16 protein-coding genes and 1 riboswitch are annotated in these 20,922 nt (G+C 47.9%); of the genes, 6 read left to right on the top strand and 10 right to left on the bottom strand.

Annotated features, from left to right (window positions below; translation table 11 throughout):
* The first annotated feature begins 2 nt into the window (after nucleotides 1-2).
* The 4 genes from ACSYSY_RS04390 to ACSYSY_RS04375 all read left to right on the top strand — a co-directional run bounded on the left by ACSYSY_RS04390 (nucleotide 3) and on the right by ACSYSY_RS04375 (nucleotide 8,811).
* Nucleotides 3-2,420 carry a membrane-bound PQQ-dependent dehydrogenase, glucose/quinate/shikimate family gene (locus ACSYSY_RS04390; RefSeq protein WP_491708083.1) on the top strand — a complete coding sequence of 806 codons (2,418 nt, stop codon included), beginning with the start codon at nucleotides 3-5 and terminating at the stop codon, nucleotides 2,418-2,420.
* Between the two features lie 202 nt (nucleotides 2,421-2,622).
* Nucleotides 2,623-3,129: a GlcG/HbpS family heme-binding protein gene (locus ACSYSY_RS04385; protein ID WP_491708082.1), complete on the top strand. Its 507-nt coding sequence runs from the start codon at nucleotides 2,623-2,625 to the stop codon at nucleotides 3,127-3,129.
* 162 nt (nucleotides 3,130-3,291) lie between these two features.
* On the top strand, nucleotides 3,292-6,177 hold the full coding sequence (locus ACSYSY_RS04380; protein WP_491708081.1) for an FAD-binding and (Fe-S)-binding domain-containing protein: 2,886 nt from the start codon (nucleotides 3,292-3,294) through the stop codon (nucleotides 6,175-6,177).
* 96 nt (nucleotides 6,178-6,273) lie between these two features.
* Nucleotides 6,274-8,811 (top strand): cation:proton antiporter, encoded by a 2,538-nt coding sequence (locus ACSYSY_RS04375; RefSeq protein WP_491708080.1) that lies wholly within the window; start codon nucleotides 6,274-6,276, stop codon nucleotides 8,809-8,811.
* A 6-nt stretch (nucleotides 8,812-8,817) separates the two neighbouring features.
* On the opposite strand, the gene ACSYSY_RS04370 is transcribed toward ACSYSY_RS04375, so the two are convergent.
* Entirely contained in the window at nucleotides 8,818-10,206 is a 1,389-nt protein-coding gene (locus ACSYSY_RS04370; RefSeq protein WP_491708079.1) for a peptide MFS transporter, read from the bottom strand.
* Between the two features lie 183 nt (nucleotides 10,207-10,389).
* Here ACSYSY_RS04370 and bfr point away from each other — a divergent pair, with 183 nt between their 5' ends.
* On the top strand, nucleotides 10,390-10,878 hold the full coding sequence (gene bfr, locus ACSYSY_RS04365) for a bacterioferritin (RefSeq protein WP_491708078.1): 489 nt from the start codon (nucleotides 10,390-10,392) through the stop codon (nucleotides 10,876-10,878).
* Nucleotides 10,879-10,881: 3 nt separating this feature from the next.
* Here bfr and ACSYSY_RS04360 read toward each other — a convergent pair whose 3' ends face one another.
* The 9 genes from ACSYSY_RS04360 to alr all read right to left on the bottom strand — a co-directional run bounded on the left by ACSYSY_RS04360 (nucleotide 10,882) and on the right by alr (nucleotide 18,878).
* On the bottom strand, nucleotides 10,882-11,118 hold the full coding sequence (locus ACSYSY_RS04360) for a (2Fe-2S)-binding protein (RefSeq protein ID WP_491708077.1): 237 nt from the start codon (nucleotides 11,116-11,118) through the stop codon (nucleotides 10,882-10,884).
* A 206-nt stretch (nucleotides 11,119-11,324) separates the two neighbouring features.
* Complete coding sequence (gene thiD / locus ACSYSY_RS04355) at nucleotides 11,325-12,131, bottom strand: bifunctional hydroxymethylpyrimidine kinase/phosphomethylpyrimidine kinase (RefSeq protein WP_491708076.1); 807 nt, start codon at nucleotides 12,129-12,131, stop codon at nucleotides 11,325-11,327.
* Between the two features lie 3 nt (nucleotides 12,132-12,134).
* Nucleotides 12,135-13,154, bottom strand: coding sequence for a ThiF family adenylyltransferase (locus ACSYSY_RS04350; RefSeq protein ID WP_491708075.1), 1,020 nt, complete (start codon nucleotides 13,152-13,154; stop codon nucleotides 12,135-12,137).
* Entirely contained in the window at nucleotides 13,151-13,774 is a 624-nt protein-coding gene (gene thiE / locus ACSYSY_RS04345; protein WP_491708074.1) for a thiamine phosphate synthase, read from the bottom strand. Before thiE ends, ACSYSY_RS04350 begins: the two co-directional genes overlap by 4 nt.
* On the bottom strand, nucleotides 13,771-14,562 hold the full coding sequence (locus ACSYSY_RS04340; RefSeq protein WP_491708073.1) for a thiazole synthase: 792 nt from the start codon (nucleotides 14,560-14,562) through the stop codon (nucleotides 13,771-13,773). Before ACSYSY_RS04340 ends, thiE begins: the two co-directional genes overlap by 4 nt.
* Before the next feature lies 1 nt (nucleotide 14,563).
* A complete protein-coding gene (thiS, locus tag ACSYSY_RS04335) occupies nucleotides 14,564-14,758 on the bottom strand; it encodes a sulfur carrier protein ThiS (protein WP_491708072.1) in 195 nt (64 codons plus the stop codon).
* The gene (gene thiO, locus ACSYSY_RS04330) at nucleotides 14,758-15,759 is read right to left on the bottom strand and encodes a glycine oxidase ThiO (RefSeq protein ID WP_491708071.1); all 1,002 of its coding nucleotides are present in this window, start codon (nucleotides 15,757-15,759) and stop codon (nucleotides 14,758-14,760) included. Before thiO ends, thiS begins: the two co-directional genes overlap by 1 nt.
* The gene (thiC, locus tag ACSYSY_RS04325; RefSeq protein WP_491708070.1) at nucleotides 15,743-17,512 is read right to left on the bottom strand and encodes a phosphomethylpyrimidine synthase ThiC; all 1,770 of its coding nucleotides are present in this window, start codon (nucleotides 17,510-17,512) and stop codon (nucleotides 15,743-15,745) included. The genes thiO and thiC overlap by 17 nt, the downstream gene beginning before the upstream one ends.
* Nucleotides 17,513-17,602: 90 nt before the next feature.
* A riboswitch (TPP riboswitch) is annotated at nucleotides 17,603-17,712 on the bottom strand.
* A gap of 80 nt (nucleotides 17,713-17,792) precedes the next feature.
* Nucleotides 17,793-18,878, bottom strand: coding sequence for an alanine racemase (alr, locus tag ACSYSY_RS04320; RefSeq protein ID WP_491708069.1), 1,086 nt, complete (start codon nucleotides 18,876-18,878; stop codon nucleotides 17,793-17,795).
* A 239-nt stretch (nucleotides 18,879-19,117) separates the two neighbouring features.
* On the opposite strand from alr, the gene ACSYSY_RS04315 reads away from it, so the two are divergent.
* Nucleotides 19,118-20,920 (top strand): fatty acyl-AMP ligase, encoded by a 1,803-nt coding sequence (locus tag ACSYSY_RS04315; protein WP_491708068.1) that lies wholly within the window; start codon nucleotides 19,118-19,120, stop codon nucleotides 20,918-20,920.
* Nucleotides 20,921-20,922 lie beyond the last annotated feature (2 nt).

The following is a 20,922-nucleotide window of genomic DNA, read 5'->3' as shown; positions in this document are numbered from 1 at the left end:
ATATGCAAAACAACAAGATCTTTCTTACTGTTATCAGTGCCATAGGCGTTGTCATTATGATTGCGGGACTAGGTCTTATGGGAGGTGGTTTATATATCATCACTCATGGTGACACAGTTGCCTATCTCATTCTGGGGGTACTTTTAACTGCTGTCGGAATTGGGGCAGCGCTGCGAAAAGGATGGACTTTACCGTTAGCGATCGTTCTTTTTATCGTCAGTGTTGCCTGGGCTTTTCTGGAAGGCGGAAATCATTTCTGGACCATTTTCCCACGCATTAACGTCTTCCTCGCAGTAGCGCTTGGTGCCTGCATTATCGCTCCATGGTTGAAGAAACGGAACGGGAAACCCGCTCTTAAAGGAAAAATCGCAGCGGGATTAGTTGCTTTCTTCGCGGTTATTTTCGGAGGTTCTCTTTACGAGGTCTTCCAGCCGCATGCAGAGATTGCCTCAACGGGTGAAGAGGCAAAAATTTTAGATCCTCAGGCAGGAAAAGAGGCCGGGAAAGACTGGCCGGCATGGGGGCGCTCATTAAGTGGAACAAAATACGCTCAATTTACGCAGATTAATCGCCAGAATATTAATAAGCTTAAAGTTGCCTGGACTTATCGTACAGGCGATATGGCGATCGATGGTGCCGAATATCAGCTTAATCCTATCAAGGTAAATAATTCTCTTTATATTTGCACACCTCTTAACAAAGTTATTGCCCTTGACCCCGTAAGTGGCAAGGAAAAATGGCGTTATGACCCACATGTGAAAATCACTGAAAGTAACCAGAGCTGGAAGCGCTGCCGCGGTATCAGTTTTACGGATCTTTCCACGGTAAAAACGGCTGATACGCAGCCTGTGCAGGCAGAAAATACCAATTCACTCTGCGACCAGAAGCGTATTGTCAGCACAACGATTGATGGCAGGCTTTTTGAGCTGAATGCTGATAATGGCCAGCTTTGCAATGATTTTGGTAATAACGGCTTTATAGATCTTAAAGAAGGCCTTAATTCCGCCCCGGAAGAAGGGTCTTATTACGTTACGTCAGCTCCCCTTGTTGCTGACGGTATCATTATGGTTGGCGGCAAGATGAATGATAATTTATCTGTCGGGGAACCATCGGGGGTTGTTCGCGGTTATGATGCCCGTTCCGGCAAATTGATCTGGGCGTGGGATCCTTCTCGCGGAGCGTCTGACAGCACGCCACTGCCTCCGGGTGAACATTATGCTCCGGAATCTCCCAATTTCTGGGGAACAGCTGCCTATGATCCCAAACTGGGTTTGGCTTATTTTCCGACAGGTAATCAGACACCTGATTTCTGGACCGGAAACCGGCACCCTTATTCCAATGAATATAATGATTCCATTGTTGCGGTTGATCTTAAAACCGGGAAAGAACGCTGGCATTTTCGCACAGCCAATATCGACCAGTTTGACTATGACGTTAGCTCACAGCCGATCCTTTATGATATGCCCCAACAGGATGGCACAAAACGACCTGTCCTGATCCAGGGCACAAAACGCGGTGAGGTTTTTGTGCTTGATCGCCGTACAGGTGAACCTGTTGTTCCTGTTGAAAATCGTCCCGTCCCGACGGATGTCATGCCGGGCATGCAGGTTGCAGATCACCAGCCATTCTCAGCCATTTCAGTGGGGACCACGCCTTTAAAAAGTAAAGATATGTGGGGGGCAACAATCTTCGATCAGCTTTATTGCCGGGCCACATTTGATAATCTCCGTTGGGAAGGGCCATGGACACCCCTTTCAGATAAAAAAGACACGCTTATCTGGCCAGGATATTATGGTGGGCAAAACTGGGGCGGAGGCGCTTTTGACCCCACAAAAGGAATTCTTTACGTCAATGATATCCGTATGGCCATGGTTGGACGTTTCCTGAAACAGGAAGACGCGGCTCATGCAGGGCTGGCTCCAAGCACAGAAGGAGAATATTCCACCCAGACTGGAACGCCGTGGGGTGTTGCCCGCCGCATGTTCCTGTCTCCTTTGGGGGCGCCTTGCTTCAAACCTCCTTATGGGTCTTTGACGGCGATTGATATTAACTCACATAAAAAGCTCTGGAGTGTTCCCATTGGAAGCATCAAGGATGCGACAATGTACGGAATCTTCAAAAAAGGATTGCATCCCAATCTTGAAGTTCCCGTTGGTATGCCAACTATGGGCGGCCCGCTCGTTACGGGAGGAGGCTTGACGTTTTTTGAAGGATCCCTTGATTATTATCTGCGTGCTTTTGATAATCAGACAGGAAAAGTCATCTGGCGCTCACGCCTCCCTGTTGGAGCGCAGGGATCACCGGTCAGTTACGTAGGGGCTGACGGTAAACAATATATCATTGTTGTTGCTGGTGGCGGAACACGGACAGGCACGAATAAAAATCGTGGTGATTATGTCATAGCCTATAGCCTTCAATAACAGCGTAAGTTTATATGGTGCAGTCTATTTAAATAGACTGCACCATAATATTTGATATTTATTTCTTATATATAAAATAAATATCAAAATGTTCTTTATACGATAATGTGAAATTTTAATTATATTTTTTCACAATGATGTGTTTGGTCATTTTAGGAAAATAAATTCTATTATGTTCCTATAAAATAAGGAATCATATGATATGAAAAAAATTGCATTGTCTTTACTTTTATCAGCAGCTTCTCTGGGGTCTGCCTATGCGGCATCTGGTGTCGTTATGGTGCCGACAATCAGCTCTAAAGTCGCAACAAAACTGGTGGCGGATGCTGTAAAAAACTGCGCTAAAAGAGGGTTTCCTGTTTCTTCATCCGTGATTAACGCCTCAGGCCAGCGCATTGCCTTTTTGCGTGGAGATGGTGCTCCTATGGACACTGACCCTGTCTCATTCCGCAAGGCCTATACTGTTTATTCATGGGGCACCAGCAACAATAAACAGACGACCAGTGAGTTGATTGACGCCAAAATCACGGGCCCCGCTGATGGTTCAATGACAACAATTGCCCAGATGCTTCCTCTGCCAGGCGGTGTGTTGCTTCAGGATGATGCCAAACACACGATTGGGGCAATTGGTGTTTCCGGCGTGCCTGATGGCCATATTGACGAAGCCTGCGCAAAAGAGGCCATCGCTAAATATAAATCCGAACTTTAAATCACTTCCCTTGAAAAAAATGATCAGCCTGCTTCCCAGTCCGGGGAACAGGCTGATTTTTTAATCACTCTTCCGAAACAGGAATCCTGAAAAACAAAAGATTGAACTCTTTGTTATTTTGTTCCACTCTCTTAACGAGTTAAGTGGTAACGGAGTAAGCAAGTGCGAGAAAAACTGTCCCGTTTTTTTGAAAAACTGGCGAGCTCCGGTTTTCAAGGGGACTATAGCGCCGATTATGCCGAGCGTTTAATCGCAGCAACGGACAACTCTGTCTACCAGCTTCAGCCACAAGCTGTTCTCTATCCCAAAACAGGCGATGACCTTACCCTTATTGTCAGACTGGCTTCCGAGTTACAGTTACCCATAACACCAAGGGGAGGTGGAACGGGGACGAATGCGCAGTCCTTAACGGCCTATATTGTGGTTGATGTATCGCGTTATCTCGATAACATCATAGCATTTGACGCTGCACGTGAAACTGTTACCGTTCAACCTGGTGTAATCCTGACGCGGCTGAACGCTTTTCTAAAGCCTCATGGCTATTTCTTTCCTCCGACTGTTTCTACGGCGAATAGGGCAACCATTGGCGGAATGGTGGGAACGGACGCTTCCGGTAAAGGATCGCGCCTTTATGGAAAAACGTCGGATTATCTGGAAGCCATGAAAATTATCCTCTCAAATGGGGAAATTTTTGAAGCCAGAATTTTTAATCAGGACGAAACAGCATCACTCCAGAACGAACAAAGCATAGCCGGGCGCGCATGCCGGGAGATCATACGCGTCATTAAGGAACATGCTGCTGAAATTGAAGCGGTTTTTCCTAAAATGAATCGTGGCCTGACGGGGTATAACCTGCAGCGCGTTCTTATGAGTGATGGCTCATTTAATCCCATGCGCCTTTTCTCCGGTTCTGAAGGGACATTGGGATTTACGCAGGAAATTACATTACGGGTCAGGAAAATCCCGCGTTTCAAGCGGCTGGTCGTGATCCGTTATCGCCAGTTTGAATCCGCTCTGGCCCATATTAACACGCTTTTAACGGCAGATCCGCTTGCTATTGAAATCCTTGATGACCGCGTTCTGAACACGGCTCGTGATGATCGTTCATGGCAGCTTATAGAACCTGTTCTGGGCGGTCCATCCTCTGAGCCTGTCAATGGACTGAATTTTGTTGAATTCGTTGGTGATGATCTTGCCGAGCTTCACCGTGGGATGGAAAAAGTCGAAGAGCTCTGCCGGGAAGAGCCTGATATTATTGATTTCCGTCTGGTGGAAGATGAAAGCATTATTGAGCAGCTCTGGTCCCTTCGTGCTTCAGCGGTTGGGTTATTAGGGCGCCCTGTAGGGGAAAAACAGGCCATCCCCTTTATTGAAGATACGGCTGTCCCACCGGATGTTCTACCTGATTATGTTAAGGAATTCCGGTCTATTCTGGATCATTACCACCTGAATTACGGGATGTTTGGTCACGCTGATGTGGGCTGCCTGCATGTCCGCCCTTTCATGAATATGAAATCAGCCTCGGACCGTGCCTTAATAAGACCCATTACGGAAAAACTGGTTGCTCTGACCAAAAAATACGGAGGGGTTTTATGGGGGGAACATGGGCGCGGGGTCAGGGGGGAGTTTCTGCCTGTTTTCTTCGGTGATGTATTATTTCCGGAACTTTGCCGCATCAAAGCCGCCTTTGATCCTGATGACCTATTCAACCGCGGAAAACTGGTACCTCTGAAAGACCATAAGGTCACGAAAATTGATGAAATGCCTTTCCGCGGGTCATTTGAGGAAGAAATCAGACCTTCATGGCGTCTGACCTTTAATAAGGCCATGCAATGCAATGGAAATGGAGCCTGTTTTAACCAGGAGCCGTCTTCTGTCATGTGCCCTTCCTATAAAGCGACAAAAAATCGGCTATATTCTCCCAAAGGGAGGACAGCTCTTCTGAAAGAGTGGCTGCGTCTGAAGTCTCTGCCTGAGAAACATGAAGTTGAAAAACAACAATTAAGTTCTGTTGAAAAAACGCTGAAACACTCTTTGTCTCTCTGTCTTGCGTGTAAGGCCTGCGCCTCACAATGTCCGATTAAAATTGATATACCTTATTTACGGTCTCTGTTTTTCCAGAAATTTTACCGTTTCCATATCCGACCATTAAAAGATTACACCATTGCCTGTCTGGAAAATTTCCTCAGGGTAGGGCGCTTATATCCTGCTTTGGTGAACAGAATTTTAAGCCATAAGGCTATCAAGTCTGTTCTGCGTTTAATCGGACTGGTTGATCTTCCTGTTTTTTCCCCTGTTACTCTGCCGCTTTCCTGTTACGCAACAGATGATTGGCTGCAAAATGGGGCTGACAGGAAAGTGCTGCTTTTACAGGACAGTTATACAAGCAGCTTTGAGGGAAAACTGGTGGAAGATGCCTATTTTGTCCTGAAGAGATTAGGCTATGACGTTAAAGTCTCTCCTGTCTGGAATAATGGAAAAGCGTGTCACGTTCTTGGGTTCAGAAAGCTTTTTGCTCATGCTGCCAGGAAAATGATCAGAAATTTACGTCCTTTTGAAGAGCGTAAAATTCCCGTTCTTTTCCTGGATGCCGCAACGGGTCTTATGTTTCAGAAAGAATATAAGGAGCTTGCCCCTCATTATCAGAGTTCTGTCCAAAGCCTGGAATCTTTTCTTTCACTCAGTTTGAAAGAAAACCAGTTCTCAATTTTAGATAAGGACCCTATCCTTATAGAAAAAACGCTTATACCGCATTGTACCGCTCAGGCTTTAACCCCGGAAACTGGAGGGCAATGGCAGAGTATTTTTGCATTTTTTGGTTTAAAATTAACCGTGAAGCAAACAGGGTGCTGTGGTATGGCCGGGTTATTTGGCCATGAAAAACAAAATGTTCCTCTGTCTAAAAAGCTCTTTCATATGAACTGGGAGAAGCTTGTGACAGAACACACGCTTGCAACAGGTTTTTCCTGCCGTTGCCAGGTAAAAAGAGTGGAAGGGACTAAATTGCAACACCCAATAGAATTTCTACGCCACCATCTGGAAAAATAACATAAAGATAATTTTTTCTAACCCATTTTAAATGAAAGATTATGTTATAAGAGCTCGAGACCCGTATCGTAACTACTTATTAAAAGAGAACGCATAATGGAAACAGGATTGGCAGCTATCATTTTAACGCTCGCTTTCCTGCTTTTTCTGGCTAGTCTTATCCAGCCTATTGCCAAAAAATTGCATATACCTGATACGGTTCTGATTGCTATTATTGGCATTATCCTTGGAACGGTCTCTTCCATCATCGTTAATTCCCTCGGTTTCGACCTTTTTGAAGGTGCCGCTGAGACATTTATTTCTTTCCCGATCAATAGCGAGGCCTTTCTACTGATCTTCCTGCCGCTTCTTGTCTTTCAGGGAGCGATGAATATTGATGTGCGCAGCCTTGCCCATGAAACAGCGACCGTGCTTTTACTCGCCGTGGTTGCTGTCGTGGTTTCAACCGCTACGATCGGGTTTGCACTATATCCCTTTGCAGGGCAGTCCATAACAGTCTGTCTGCTTCTTGGCGCCATCGTCGCTACGACGGATCCTTCTGCTGTGGCCGGTATTTTCCGGGAAATTGGGGCTGCTGCGCGCCTGAACCGCCTTGTGGAAGGGGAGGCGTTGCTCAATGATGCTGCGGCCATTGCGATCTTCTCCATCCTTCTGACGTCTCTTACAGCGCACCATCAAATTCATTTTGAAGAAGCCATTCTCGATTTTCTGAGTGAATTCATAGGGGCTATTATCGTCGGTGTCGCCGTTGCACGTCTGACCTTATTGCTGATTTCTGCCATGAGTGGCTTCCCAGCGGCTGAAGCGACTTTAACCATTGTCCTTCCTTATGCCGTTTATATCTTATGTGATGATATGTTCGGCTTTTCAGGAGTGGTGGCGACAGCTTCTGCCGGTTTGACGATTTCGGCCTATGGGCCGTCCACCTTCAGACCGCAGGTCTGGGCTTTTATAAAAAGCCTTTGGGAACAGCTTGTTTTCTGGGCAAGTTCTCTCGTCTTTATTCTTGCCACCATGTTGGTCCCAAAACTGATGTTCGGCCTGACCAGATGGGACTTTGTTTTAATATTGATTGTCACCGTGGCTGCCCTGGTAGCACGTGCAGCGGTTATTTTTGGCCTGTTGCCTGTGTTGAGCCTGACCCATCTTGCTCCTGCTGTGCCGACACGTTTTAAAACAACCATGGTCTGGGGAGGGCTGAGGGGGGCTATTACACTGGCCCTGGCTTTGGCTGTGACCGAAAACCCCAATATCAATAGTTCAATCACCCATTTTATCGGGATTGTTGCGACAGGATTTGTTTTATTTACCTTGTTTGTAAATGGCATGAGTCTGCGACGGCTCGTGTTATATTTGAAACTGGATCAGCTTTCTCCGGTTGATGAGGCCATGCGTCACCAGATCATCGGGATCGGTCTTGGACATGTTGCCAAAAAAGTGGAAGAAATTTCCAGAGAGCTCGGTTTTCCTAAACGTACGACGAGCGGGGTTATCGGGCAACTCGAACGCCGCGCTGAAAAAGAGAAAGCCGCGAATGAATTTGAAACCGCACTGAGCGACCGCAACCGTGTTACTGTGGCGCTGATTACGATTGCCAACCAGGAACGTTCCATTCTGCTTGATTTCTTTCGTATGCAGGGCCTTTCCAGCAGGCGCGTCATGGAGACTTTGCTGCGGACAGCAGAAGCCATGATTGACGGGGCCAGACTTGAAGGGCGTTATGGCTATGTCCGCGCTCGCAGAAAGCGCCTGAGCCCGTCACTGCGCTTTCAGCTTGCCCAGTTCCTGCATCATCATTTTCATATAGACCGGCCGCTGATGTATTGCATGATGGAACGTTTTGAAATGCTCATCATTGCGCATCTTGTCTCAACGTCGCTAATCCGCTTCGTTCATAAAAGAATGGAACCCATTCTGGGAACGCGTATTACAGAAATCGTGTCTGAAATTCTGGGAAGGCAGGGAAAGCTCATTGATGATGCTCTTGAGGCTCTGAGGCTTCATTATTCCGGCTATTCTGAGGCACTGGAGAGCAGACTTCTCCGTCAGGTTGCCTTGCGGTTTGAAGATGATGAATATAATACGCTGGCTCAGGAAAACCTGATTTCTGACGAATTATTGCGCGAGCTCCAGAAATCCATCGAGCGCCATAAAGCGCGCCTTGATACCCCTCTGCGCTTTAACCTCCGGAGCGGCATTGAACAGAGATTGCGGGCCTTTCAGGCTTTTAACGGTGTGCCCGATATGGCACTCCACAAACTTGCTGACAAGGTTTCAATGAATTTTCTCTCTCCGGGGGAAGTCCTTCTGAAAGAAGGGCAGAAGATTAATACAATCTACGCTCAGGTTGCCGGCTTGATGGAGTTCCATCTTGATGGAAAGGAACTGACATTGGGGGCAGGGGATCTGATTGGCGCTGCAAGTCTGCTGCATGGGAATAAAATGCCCGCCACCATACATTCCCTACAGTTTTCGCATCTTCTGGCGATACCGCGTCCTGTATTCGAAAAACTGATGAATGATTACCCCATTATCAAGCGTCAGATTTTGAGGCGGGACACTCTACGCCTCAGTGGAAAACTGATGACCAAAACAATCACAACAGCTCACATGGAAAATACGGAAGCTGCCTGAACAACATTATGATTGCTTGTTTTCCGGGATAAAAAACTTCCGAAAGAAAAAGGCACAAAATAGAAAAATAAGGCTGGCAAAAAGCGCTGCAGCACCATGTAGTAGCCAGAATTCTGTGCCGGGAAGTTTTGTTACCAAAGTCGCCACTTTTCCAACCAACAGGTTGGAAAAAGCCAGGTGAAGCGTAAAAAATGAAACAAGCAGCGTATTGACCGAGGCGGGAGCTATGCGTGAATAAAGCGCCATTCCCACAGCAAAAACCATGGAAAACCCGATATCATTGATTGTATGGAAAGCGATACCCCACCAGAGGTTGATACTATGTAAGGCGGGATAGAAAGCCTGCGCTAAAGCAAGACAAACCGGGCCAAAAGCAGCAATCAGACTCCCCCAGAAAATCTTCCAGATATCAGGAACAGCTTTGAAGCGTCTTTCATAGTCTCTCCAGAACCATAAGACAGCAATGGCCGTGATTGAGCTGATAAGGCCATCAAGAGAGAGTAATGTGCTGACAGGAAAATTATGGCCCCAGAATGTTAACTGATAATGTTCCTCTCCCCACAAAAGGTAGCCGGCAAAAATTTCCTCATTGGGAAGAGCGCCGATCGCAAAAACAAAAACGAGGGATATCAGCAGAATGATACGTTTTTTCTCATTCGATGAAAGAGGATTTCGTTTCTCTTTATGCGTGCTTATAACCTCAGGAGGCAGCCACTTCCTGCCGGCAAGGTAACAGATCAATCCCAGCGCCATCCCCAATCCTGCACATAAAAAACCCCAGTGCCAGGCTATCGTTCCCAGATATGAACAGAGCAGAGGGGATATGATAACAGCGATCTGTACCCCGAGAGAATAAAGCTGATAAGCATCTGCTCTGCGCTTGTCATCAGGGGAATAGAGGGCGCCCACCTGTGCTTTCATGCTGCCACTGCACCCATTTCCGACAAGCAAACAGATCAGTGCGATAACGAAGCTGCTCTCAAAACTCATCAAACCATGGCCGAGAGTCATCAACACAGCCCCTAAAATAATGGTCCGCGTTCGACCGAGATAGCGGTCAGCAAGAATGCTTCCCAGGAGAGGCAGGGCAGCAACAACCGCCATAAAAAGCCCCATGATACTGGCAGCCAAGGCCGGCAGACCAACGGGCGCATAAAGGGATCTGACAATCGCCAGGAGAGGGGCCATGCCCCATACGTGAGCACTATGTTCAGGACGTAGAATGTAGTCCTTCATATAAATGACAAGGAGAGCCAACATGCCATATAGGGAAAAAGCGACCCAGGCTTCTGTCAGTACAAGAACCCACAATCCTCTAGGATGCCCGAAAAAACTTTCTTCTTCAGGAAGCTTTATTTCTTCTGCTGAGGGTAAATCTTCAAAAGTCTGTGTCACTGAAAGTTATTCTTTCATTTATATTTGAGTATAGTTGATCATAATTATGATAATTATTCTTAACTCTACGAATTTTATTATTTATAATAATTTTATAGACAATGATAAATATCAATATTATCCTTATGGAAAAGGTCTTTTTCAGCCTTTTATGCGTATTTATCATTTTATTAAGGAACGATTATGGCGATCAAAGACCCCAAAGTCATTGAGCATCTCAATACGCAGCTGACCAATGAGCTAACCGCTATCAATCAATATTTTCTTCATGCCCGGACCCTCCAGCATTGGGGCGTGACGCTTCTCGGCAAAAAAGAATATGCCGAATCTATTGAAGAAATGAAACACGCAGACTGGCTTATTGAGAGAATCCTTTATCTTGGAGGATTGCCGAATGTCCAGCGCCTGAATTCTATTTTAATCGGTCAGTCGGTAGAAGAGATCCTGAAATGTGACCTTAAATTGGAAGAAAAAGCCATTTCCGATCTACGGGAAGCCATCGCTTATTGTGAGCAGGTCAGGGATTATGTTTCGAGAGATCTTTTACTGACAATCCTCAAAAATGAGGAAGAACATGAGGATTTCCTCGATCGTCAATTCGATCTGATTAAACAGGTTGGTATTGAGCGTTATATCCAGAAAAACTCAGCTCCAGCACCTGAACAGGACTGAAAATCAGCCAAATTGGCCCTGATTACACAGCTGTACATCACGTTTTGCAGACGCACCGGCTATAACGGTGCGTCTTTTTTGTAATTCTTCCTTAAAAAGACACTTAACGTTCTTTAAGCAGTTACCACAACGTATCTGGCAGTTTTTCCGCGCGTAAAGTTCTGCCAATTGTGAGGCACCATCATCAATAACGGCCGTAATATCCTGATCTGATAAGCTGTTACAGGAACATATGATCATGGAAAAACCTTTAAAAACTGATTTCAGGCCCTCAAAATAGTGCAATTGATAATTGTTCTCAAGAAAATTCTAAAAATCGGTTCTTTTTTAAGAGAGGGGGGTATTTTTTCGTCTGATCGATCAGAGGCAATTTTACATGTAAATGTCGTATAATATTTATTATGCCAACTCACATACCCAAAAAAAAGCGTTTTGTGAGTGATCGATCATCCAAAATAATTCACGAAATGATTCAGGGGTCCACGGGTTTGAACGAGGTTCAATTTATCCGCATTCGACAACGCATGATACAGGTAATTTTTGGCACGTTTGACAGCTTCATAAACATCACAGAAAGAAAGATAAAACGCCAGAGCTGATGACAAGGTACACCCTGTCCCCCTCCCGTGTTTCGTAACGATACGGGGCAATTCAAACCAATATTCCTGCCCTTCCGGGCCTCGTAGTAAATCCGGGCTCAGAGGATCATTTTCCAGGTGCCCTCCCTTCAATAAAACCCAGAAATCTCCCAGTTTCCCAAGATTTTCAGCCTGAAACCGCATGTCATCACGTGTTCTGGCGACTGATTTCTCAAGCAAGGCTGCACTTTCCATCAGATTTGGTGTAATGACCCGCACATACGGGAAAAGCTGTTCTTTCAGAAGTGGCAAAAAGTCATTTTGGCACAAATTTTGGCCTGCGCTGGCTTTAAAAACAGGGTCTAGCACAACTGGAAGAGACGTTTCCTGTCGTGCAAGAAAGGGCAAAAGAGCCTGTAAGACAGAGCTATCAGGGATCAGACCGATTTTAATGGCCGAAATAGGAAATTCATCTTCAACAGATTCAAGCTGAGCTGTTACCATAGACGCTGAAAGAGGCCAGATTTCCCGCACGTAACGGCTATTTTGCGCAATAATCGCCGTAGGGACAGCAAGAGCGTAGCCCCCCAGAGCTGATATTGTTTTAACGTCAGCTAAAATTCCCGCCCCTCCTGTCGGGTCAGTTCCGGCAATGGATAAAACCGTCGTTATCACGGATTAACGCTCAATTCTCTGGTGTCCCAGCGCCAAAAGGGCCAATTTACGGTATCCATGGTCATAGAGAACAGACGCCGCACGCATAGCCCGCGCCCCACTCTGGCAGCATAGAACAACCCTGTTTTCTCTTGAAAAGTCAGGCTCAAATGAGTCTAAAAAAGTCTCAAGAGGGATATGATGCAACGAGGAACGCTTTAACTCAGGTTGCTCAGCAGGATTGCGCACATCAATTAGAATATCATCATCTTTTAACTGGCTATATGAGAGAAAAGGCCAGGATTCCTCTGGTTCTTCTGCCTGCATAAACGAAAAATGGCTCATGCGCAGTTCTTTTGCATCCCAGCGATATAGCTTCCCAGCTGGTGAAGGTAAAATATCCAAAAGGAGCGATAGACAAAGCTGAGCCTGTAACATCCCGACCAATCCAACAACAGGCCCAAGCACCCCTGCTGTCTGACAACTGAGCCCTGCATTGCTAAATCTGGGAAAGACAGCCCTATAACTGGGAGCAGAACCACAAAAGATACCTGCATATCCACCCCAGCGAATGGCCGAAGCACTGATGAGAGGCACATTCAGCGCACAGCATAAATCACTGAGCATATAAGTGGTCGCAAAATTATCCGCAGCATCCAGAACGATAAGAGACCCTTTTTCCTCTTTTACCCCCTTAGAAAGCCCGGATAACAGAGGAAACATGACATCATAATGCGCCCCAAAGGGGTGAGGAATGATGGAAATAGCAGGATTTAGCCGGGCCAGATGCTGTGCTGCGCATTCAGCTTTATTTCTGCCAATATCGCTCATGCGGTATAATGTCTGCCGATGCAGATTTCCTTCTTCGACAACATCGTCATCCAGAATGTGAATCTGCCCGACTCCTCCCCCTGCCAGAACAGGAAGCAAGGTGCTTCCCAGCCCCCCTGCTCCTACAACGACAACACAAGCCCCCCCAATGGCTTTTTGTCCCGTTTTTCCCACTTCAGGGAGGCAAATCTGGGCAGAGTAACGCTCTTTCATGGGGCAGGGGACTCCGTGCTTAAAGCGCTGCGCCAGACTTTTACACGCTCAGCAATATCTCCATTACGAAAAACATCACTGACCACCGAGACGGCCGCAGCACCCGCTTTAATACAGGAGGGTGCCCGTTCTGCCGTAATGCCGCCAATGGCAACCAGAGGCACTGGTGCAATTCTATCAGACCATTCCCTGACCCGCTCCAGCCCCTGGGGTGCCCAGGGCATCACTTTCAGCGTTGTCTCCCAGACAGGACCTAAAGCGATATAAGCAGGATTTACGGCGCAGGCTCGCTCAAGCTCACTATGATCATGAGTGCTGATCCCTAATTTTACGCCTGCCTGATGAATTTTCTCTATATCGGCTGTCAGCATATCTTCCTGCCCCAGATGGATATAAGGAGCCCCTTCTGACAGCGCCAGCTCCCAATGATCGTTCACGACCAATGTTGCCTTATGCTGCTGGCATAATTTCAATGCTGAGCGAATGTGCCTTCTCAGCAAGCTTTCATCATGGCTTTTATGACGTAATTGAATAAAGCGGGCCCCCGCTTCCACAGCCCTGGCAACGTCATCAGCGGAGCCTGCAATCGGGTAAAAAATATCAGGTAGTGGGCACTTCATGAAAGTGCTGCCATGCCCGTTAAGGGGCTTGAGGGAATAGCCCCTCCATAAGGCTCTATGAGACCTGCTTCATAGGCAGATCGTCCGGCTTCAATCGCCTGAGCAAAAGCTCTGGCCATTACGACAGGGTTCCCCGCTCTGGCCACGGCTGAATTGAGTAGGACAGCATCATATCCCATCTCCATGGCTTCGCTAGCCTGTGACGGTCGGCCTATACCGGCATCTATAATGAGCGGAATAGAGGAAAAATGCTGTCGGTAAGCCAGAAGGGCATTTCTGTCTGAAAGGCCCTGCCCGCTTCCTATCGGAGCAGCCCAGGGCATCAGGACCTGACAGCCTGCCTGCACGAGTTTTTCTCCAACCCCCATATCTGAAGTGGTGTAAGGAAAAACACAGAACCCCTCTTCTGTAAGAATTCGCGCCGCTTCTACAAGCCCGAAAACATCAGGATTCAAGGCAAGATCATCTGCGATGACTTCCAGCTTGATCCAGTTCGTTCCCATGATTTCACGGGCCATATGGGCTGTTGTGACAGCTTCCCGCACGGACTGACAGCCCGCAGTATTGGGCAGAATTCGTGCCCCTGTCTGGCGGATCAAGGACCAGAAAGCCTGCCCGCTCCCTTTCTGTCCTCCACCAAGTCCCAGACTTTCACGGCGTAGGGAAACAGTGACAATATCGACATTCGCAGCTTTTACCGCTTCTTCCAACATGGCTGGGGACGGATAACGTGCTGTCCCAAGAAGAAAACGTGATGAAATTTTATCACCATAAAGAGAGAGACTCATCTTATCCTCCCTGCATGGGAGCGAGAATTTCCACCTCATCTCCCTCTTTCAGTAATGCTGTATTTCGTTTTGATATCGGAATAAAAAGACCATTAAGAGCTGTCGCTACTGTTGATTGATCCAGCTCAAGCTCTTCAAGCAATGTGGCAAGAGATGCGCTTAAAGCATGGGGCTCGCCATTAACACTGATTGTCATCACATCGTTCTCCCCGCTTCCTTATCAAGAAGCTCAACAATCTGGCGCGCGCACCAGGGAGATAACAGAAAACCGTGACGATATAACCCATTGGCGTAAATAATCCGGCCTTCCTGTTCAATATCGGGCAGATTATCGGGATAAGCAGGGCGGACGCCGGCGCTGACTTCAACGATATCCGCCTCACCCAAAGCTGGGTGCAAACGCTGCACGGCTTCAAGAAGATCATAGGCCGAGCGCACCGTTACAGGCACGTCACTATCACTTTCGATACTCGTTGCACCGACCATCATAACGCCCTGTCCACGTGGCACAACGTAAACCGGCTGACGTGGATGAAGAAGCCGAATCGGTCGGGAAAAACTTATCTCTGTCGAGTGGATGCGAATCATTTCTCCGCGAACCCCCCTCAATCTGGGGAGATCTCTACGTGCCGACAGGCCCCGACAATCAATAATCACATCTTCCTTGAGATCAGAAGCTGTTACCTCATATCCACGCTCCACTTTACAGCCAGCCTGCAGAAAAGATGTTTCTAAAGCCGGCAACGCAAAGCGGGGGTCAAGATGCGCTTCTCTGGGATAAAAGAGCCCTTCCCTGAACCTGCCTGCAAGAGCCGGTTCCAATTGCCCGATAATCGTTTCATTGACGGTTTCGTGCTCCTGCGTACAGCGGGCAAAGCGAATGACTTCGCTTCGGTCCCGTGCCGCTGACAGCACCAGACTGCCATTCCGCTGCAAACCTTCATAGTGATTTTCCCACCATGACAGAGCCTCTACGCCACGGTCACGGACCAGATCATCAGCCCCATCACGCTCACACCAGGGGGCAATCATTCCACCGGCGAACCAGGAACATGTTTCTTTGCCAAGTTGCTCAGTCTTTTCATAGAGATGCACAGTGCCGTAACCTGCATCCTGCAAGCTCAGTGCTGTGACAAATCCGGCAACACCGCCCCCTATTATGCCAATTGAGGGTAAAGTCTCATACTGTTTCGACATAAAGAGCCCCTCCCTGTTTGCGGAACTCTTCAGATTTTTCTTTCATGCCTTCCAGCCGTTCTGTCTCTTCGCGAATATCCTGTGAGATTTTCATTGAACAGAATTTAGGCCCGCACATGGAGCAGAAATGTGCCGTTTTATGAGCCATTTTAGGCATTGTTTCATCATGGAATGCCCGTGCTGTATCAGGGTCAAGCGCGAGATTGAACTGATCTTCCCACCTGAAAGCAAAGCGTGCCCGCGAAAGCGCATTATCATGTTGCTGTGCAGCCGGGTGCCCTTTTGCAAGATCCGCTGCATGAGCGGCAAGTTTATAGGTAATGACACCGGTTTTGACATCATTACGGTCTGGCAGCCCCAAATGCTCTTTGGGCGTGACGTAACAGAGCATGGCTGTGCCGAACCATCCGATCATCGCGGCCCCGATCGCAGAGGTTATATGATCGTAACCGGGAGCGACATCTGTTGTAAGAGGGCCGAGGGTATAAAAGGGCGCGTCTGCACAGAATTCCTTCTGTTTGTCCATATTCTCACGAATAAGATTCATGGGAACATGGCCAGGACCTTCAATCATGACCTGACAACCATGTTTCCAGGCAATCTGCGTTAATTCTCCAAGCGTTTTCAGCTCAGCAAACTGGGCTTCATCATTAGCATCAGCAATGCTGCCGGGGCGCAGCCCATCTCCCAGGGAAAGAGCTATGTCATAGCGATGACAGATGTCACAGATTTCTTCAAAATGCTCGTAAAGGAAACTTTCGCGGTGTCCATCAAGGCACCAGCGCGCCATGATTGATCCGCCACGGCTGACAATTCCTGTGACTCGTTTTGCCGTCAGAGGGATATGGGCCAGACGCAATCCGGCATGAATCGTGAAATAATCAACCCCCTGCTCCGCCTGATGGATCAACACACTGCGAAATATTTCCCAGTTCAACGCCAAAGGATCGTTACCTACGCGCTCCAGGGCCTCGTAAATAGGAACAGTGCCGATGGGTACGGGAGAGTTTCGTATAATCCAGGAGCGTACCTGTCTGATATGTTTGCCTGTAGAGAGGTCCATAACCGTATCGGCACCCCAGCGGGTCGCCCAGACCATTTTTTCAACTTCCGAGGCAACCCCGGACGTGACTGCTGAATTACCGATATTTGCGTTGATTTTTACCAGAAAATTACGCCCGATCACCATAGGCTCAAGCTCTGGATGATTGATATTGCCAGGGATTATGGCACGCCCTGCTGCAATTTCATCACGAACATATTCAGGCGTGATATAAGAGGGCATATCGCTTCCTACACGCTCTCCCCGCACAGATGTGGAAGCCTTTTTTTGCGCCTCTTCTCTGCCAAGATTTTCACGCCAGGCAGCATAAATCATTTCCTCGGTCACAATTCCTGCGCGGGCATAATCCAGCTGGGTAACGTTCTTCCCCGCAAACCCTTCTCTTACGATATGATGAGCCGGACAAAAGGGAACAGAATCAGAAGCAGGAAGAGTCTCCTCTATACGGCCTGAGAAACCGCGTTTCTCCAGCCATTTTCCTCTGATTTTCGGTAATCCTTCTTCAAGGGAAAGGACCGCTGATTCATCTGTATAGGGCCCGGACGTATCATAAAGACGCTGAAAGGGCTGTTCTTCATCTTCAAGAGCGACATCCCTGAAAGGAACAAGAATGTCTTTTCTTCCCGGAGCGGGACTATATATTTTCTGGGAGCCACAGATTGGGCCTGTGGTAATTGTAAATTCCTGCATTGATCTTCCCTCCACTCATAGCTGGTGTGAGTAAAAGACCCGGCACAATGGTTGACGATCTTATAAGAATTCCAGACAGCATAATCTCATACTATCTGTGTTTCCCGTTCCTTCGCCGGCCTGACCCGGATCAGGTTCAAAGGGTTCGGCACCATGCCATCTCAGCCCTGCCTGTCAGCAGGACTCCCCCCGGAACATGCTTATTTGCGTAGCAAGGCTTTCTATCACACGTCAAGTTTGAAGCCTTGATGGCACTATAACGTGATAAGTTTTTCAGATGTCACAATGAATAGGAACGGCTGTAACGATCCCCTGAAGCCGTTAAAATCTCGTATCCGATTGTTCCGGCCTGTCTGGCAAGATCATCAATGGACTGCTCTGGTCCAATAACAGTGACATAATCCCCCTCTTTCAGAGCATTTTCTGGAAGGGCTGTGATATCAACGCTGACACTATCCATAGAGACACGCCCCATAACAGGCAGAGGAGTGCCTTTGAACCAGAGAATGCCTCTCCCGCTTAACTGCCTGAAAAAACCATCGGCATAGCCTATCCCGAGGGTTGCCAGACGTGTCTTATGAGAAACCTGGCAACTATAGCCATATCCGATGAATGAGCCTGCTGGGACCTCTCGGAGCTGACAAACGGGAACTTTCAGAGACACCACCTGAGACAATGGATTTTGAATGCCCGTTTGTGGAGCGATCCCATATAAGGCTGCCCCTGGCCTGACCATGTCGAAATGAAATGCTTCACCCAGAAAAATTCCGGAAGACGCTGAAAGAGAACGCGGGACTCCACGAAAAGACTCTGTCATAGACTCAAATCTTGCCAGCTGTTCCCTGTTGGCAGGGTGTTCAGGCGTGTCAGCGCAGGCAAGATGGCTCATAATAAGACGTAAGGGTAACAGTCTCAGCCAGTCATGTGTTAAATCAGCTTCTGACAAGCCAAAACGTGACATCCCTGTATCAAGCTGTAACGCGGCAGGATGCGCTTTTTTGCTGGTAAGGCAATAATCCCGCCACTCATAAGCCTGCGTCAGTGTATTAATAACAGGTACAAGATTTTTCTCTACAAACCACTCTGCCGCGCCTGGCATAAATCCATGCAGGACGAAAATTTGCGCTGTGGGCAGAATTTCCCTCAGCTTTTCACCTTCCTCAGGGAGTGCTACAAAAAAACTGGATGCGCCTTTCTCGAAAAGGGCCGTCGCAATCGGCTCGAGACCGAGACCATAGGCATTAGCCTTCAGGACTGGAGCGCACTCTGCCGCTTTTACAAAATGTCTGAGTGTATTATAATTTTTCTGCAAGGCTTTGAGGTCAATCGTCAAAAGTCCCTTTCCGAGAGACAGATCATGAGACATGGTAACTTCGTCCTCTCTTTTGCCCATTATGACGTCGGACTCTCGGTAAAAATGAAACTTTCATATATGTTTTGACCCGCTGAATCGACTGATTCATAACTTTATAGTACGAAAAACGACTAATCTAGCTTGAGGTCTGATAGGGTTCTGTATTAGAGACATGTCGGAAATTTAAACTTTTCTTCGTTTTGAGTTGTTGGCTTTTGCCCGATCAAGGGTAAAAGTCCCGTCAGTTAGTTATGAGAGCCACTAATTCAGTGGGTCAATTGGGAGCTAGTCAAGGTTTGACAGAGGCTAAGCAAACTTCCACCCTTCCTCTTTGCGCAACGCCGAGCCGTTCGGGGTTGGCACGTCGGTATGGGGATTTCGCCAGTTTTCCAGAAGCATTGGATTATGCTGCCCAAGGGAAAACGGGCTTTAATATTTATTCCGGTAAAGGGACGTTGCTGGAAGCTCTGCCCTACAGCCTTTTACGCACTCAGGCTCACTCTGTTGCGAAGCGCCTTCTTGGTCTCGGCTTGAAACCGGGAGACAGGTTGTGTCTCGTGGCAGAAAGTGATGGTGATTTTGCCCGAATTTTCTTCGGCTGCCAATATGCTGGCCTGGTTCCTGTCCCTCTTCCTTTGCCGGTCGCTTTCGGCGGAAAGGAAGGGTACATCGAGACATTGCGTGGCATGATCGCCAGTGCCGAAGCCAAGGCTGTTGTTGTGCCTGACGTTATCGGAAGTTGGACAAACGATATCACGTCGGGGATGAATCTGGCTTTTGGTGGGTCACCCGCTCAGCTTCTTGAGCTGCCCGAGGCGGAAATTGCTCTTCCTGAAATCAGGACCAACGACCTTTCTTATCTCCAATTCTCATCAGGAAGCACCCGTTTTCCTATGGGGGTCAGCGTCACGCAGAAAGCGGGCATGGCGAATGCTCACAGCATTGCCCATGACGGGTTAAAAGTGCTCACAGCAGAATCGCCCGATGATGACCGTTGCGTCTCCTGGCTTCCCCTCTATCATGATATGGGGCTTGTAGGGTTTTTCTTGACGCCTATGACATGCCAGCTTTCGGTTGACCTTCTCCCGACACGTGAGTTTGCTCGCCGCCCTCATGTCTGGCTGGAACTGATTTCACGCAATAAAGGCACACTTGCCTATAGCCCCTCTTTCGGTTTTGAGCTCTGCGCAAAGCGGGGAGCGCGTGAAGAGATTGATCTTTCATCCTGGCGCGTGGCCGGAATCGGCGGTGACATGATCCGCCCGCAAATCCTTGAACAATTTGCTGATTGCTTTGAGAGCAAGGGATTTGATCGTCGCGCGTTTGTTGCCAGTTATGGAATGGCTGAGACCACTCTGGCTATCAGTTTCGCTCCCCTTAATACCGGGATTGAAACAGACACAGTCGATCTTCGTTATCTTGAGGAACATAATCAGGCCAGACCGGTTTCTTCAGAAGATGATATGTCGCGCACATTTGTTTTATGTGGGGAGGCCCTGCCAGGACATAAAATAGAAGTGCGGGACTCTGAGGGTAAAATATTGCCCGAACGTGAGGTCGGGACGATTTTCGTTCATGGTCCCAGCCTGATGTGCGGTTATTTCAATCGTCCTGAAGAGACAAAAGCTGTTCTCTCAGAAGATGGATGGCTTAATACGGGTGATCTGGGCTATAGCCTGCGCGGTCAGATCGTGGTTACAGGGCGCGCTAAAGACCTGATTATCATAAATGGCCGTAATATCTGGCCACAGGACCTTGAATGGTCGGCTGAACATGAAATTTCAGGTTTGCGTTCCCGCGACGTTGCTGTGTTCTCGCTTAATGATGCTGGTAGTGATGAAGAAATTGTCGCGCTGGTGCAATGCCGGCTGACTGAAGAAGAACCTCGCAAGGCGCTGATAGATCAGATTACCAGTTTATTCCGCCGTCTTCATGGAGTGGAGTGCCGAGTGATTCTGGTGCCTCCGCGCTCGCTCCCTCAGACATCATCTGGCAAACTGACCCGTGCCCGGGCCAAAAAGATGCTGCTGAATGGTGAGTTTGGCGATTTTTAAAA

The organism is Aristophania sp. ESL1100, assembly GCF_058511235.1.
Note: the sequence above shows the minus strand (reverse complement) of the source record. Positions and strands in the feature narration are given on the sequence as shown.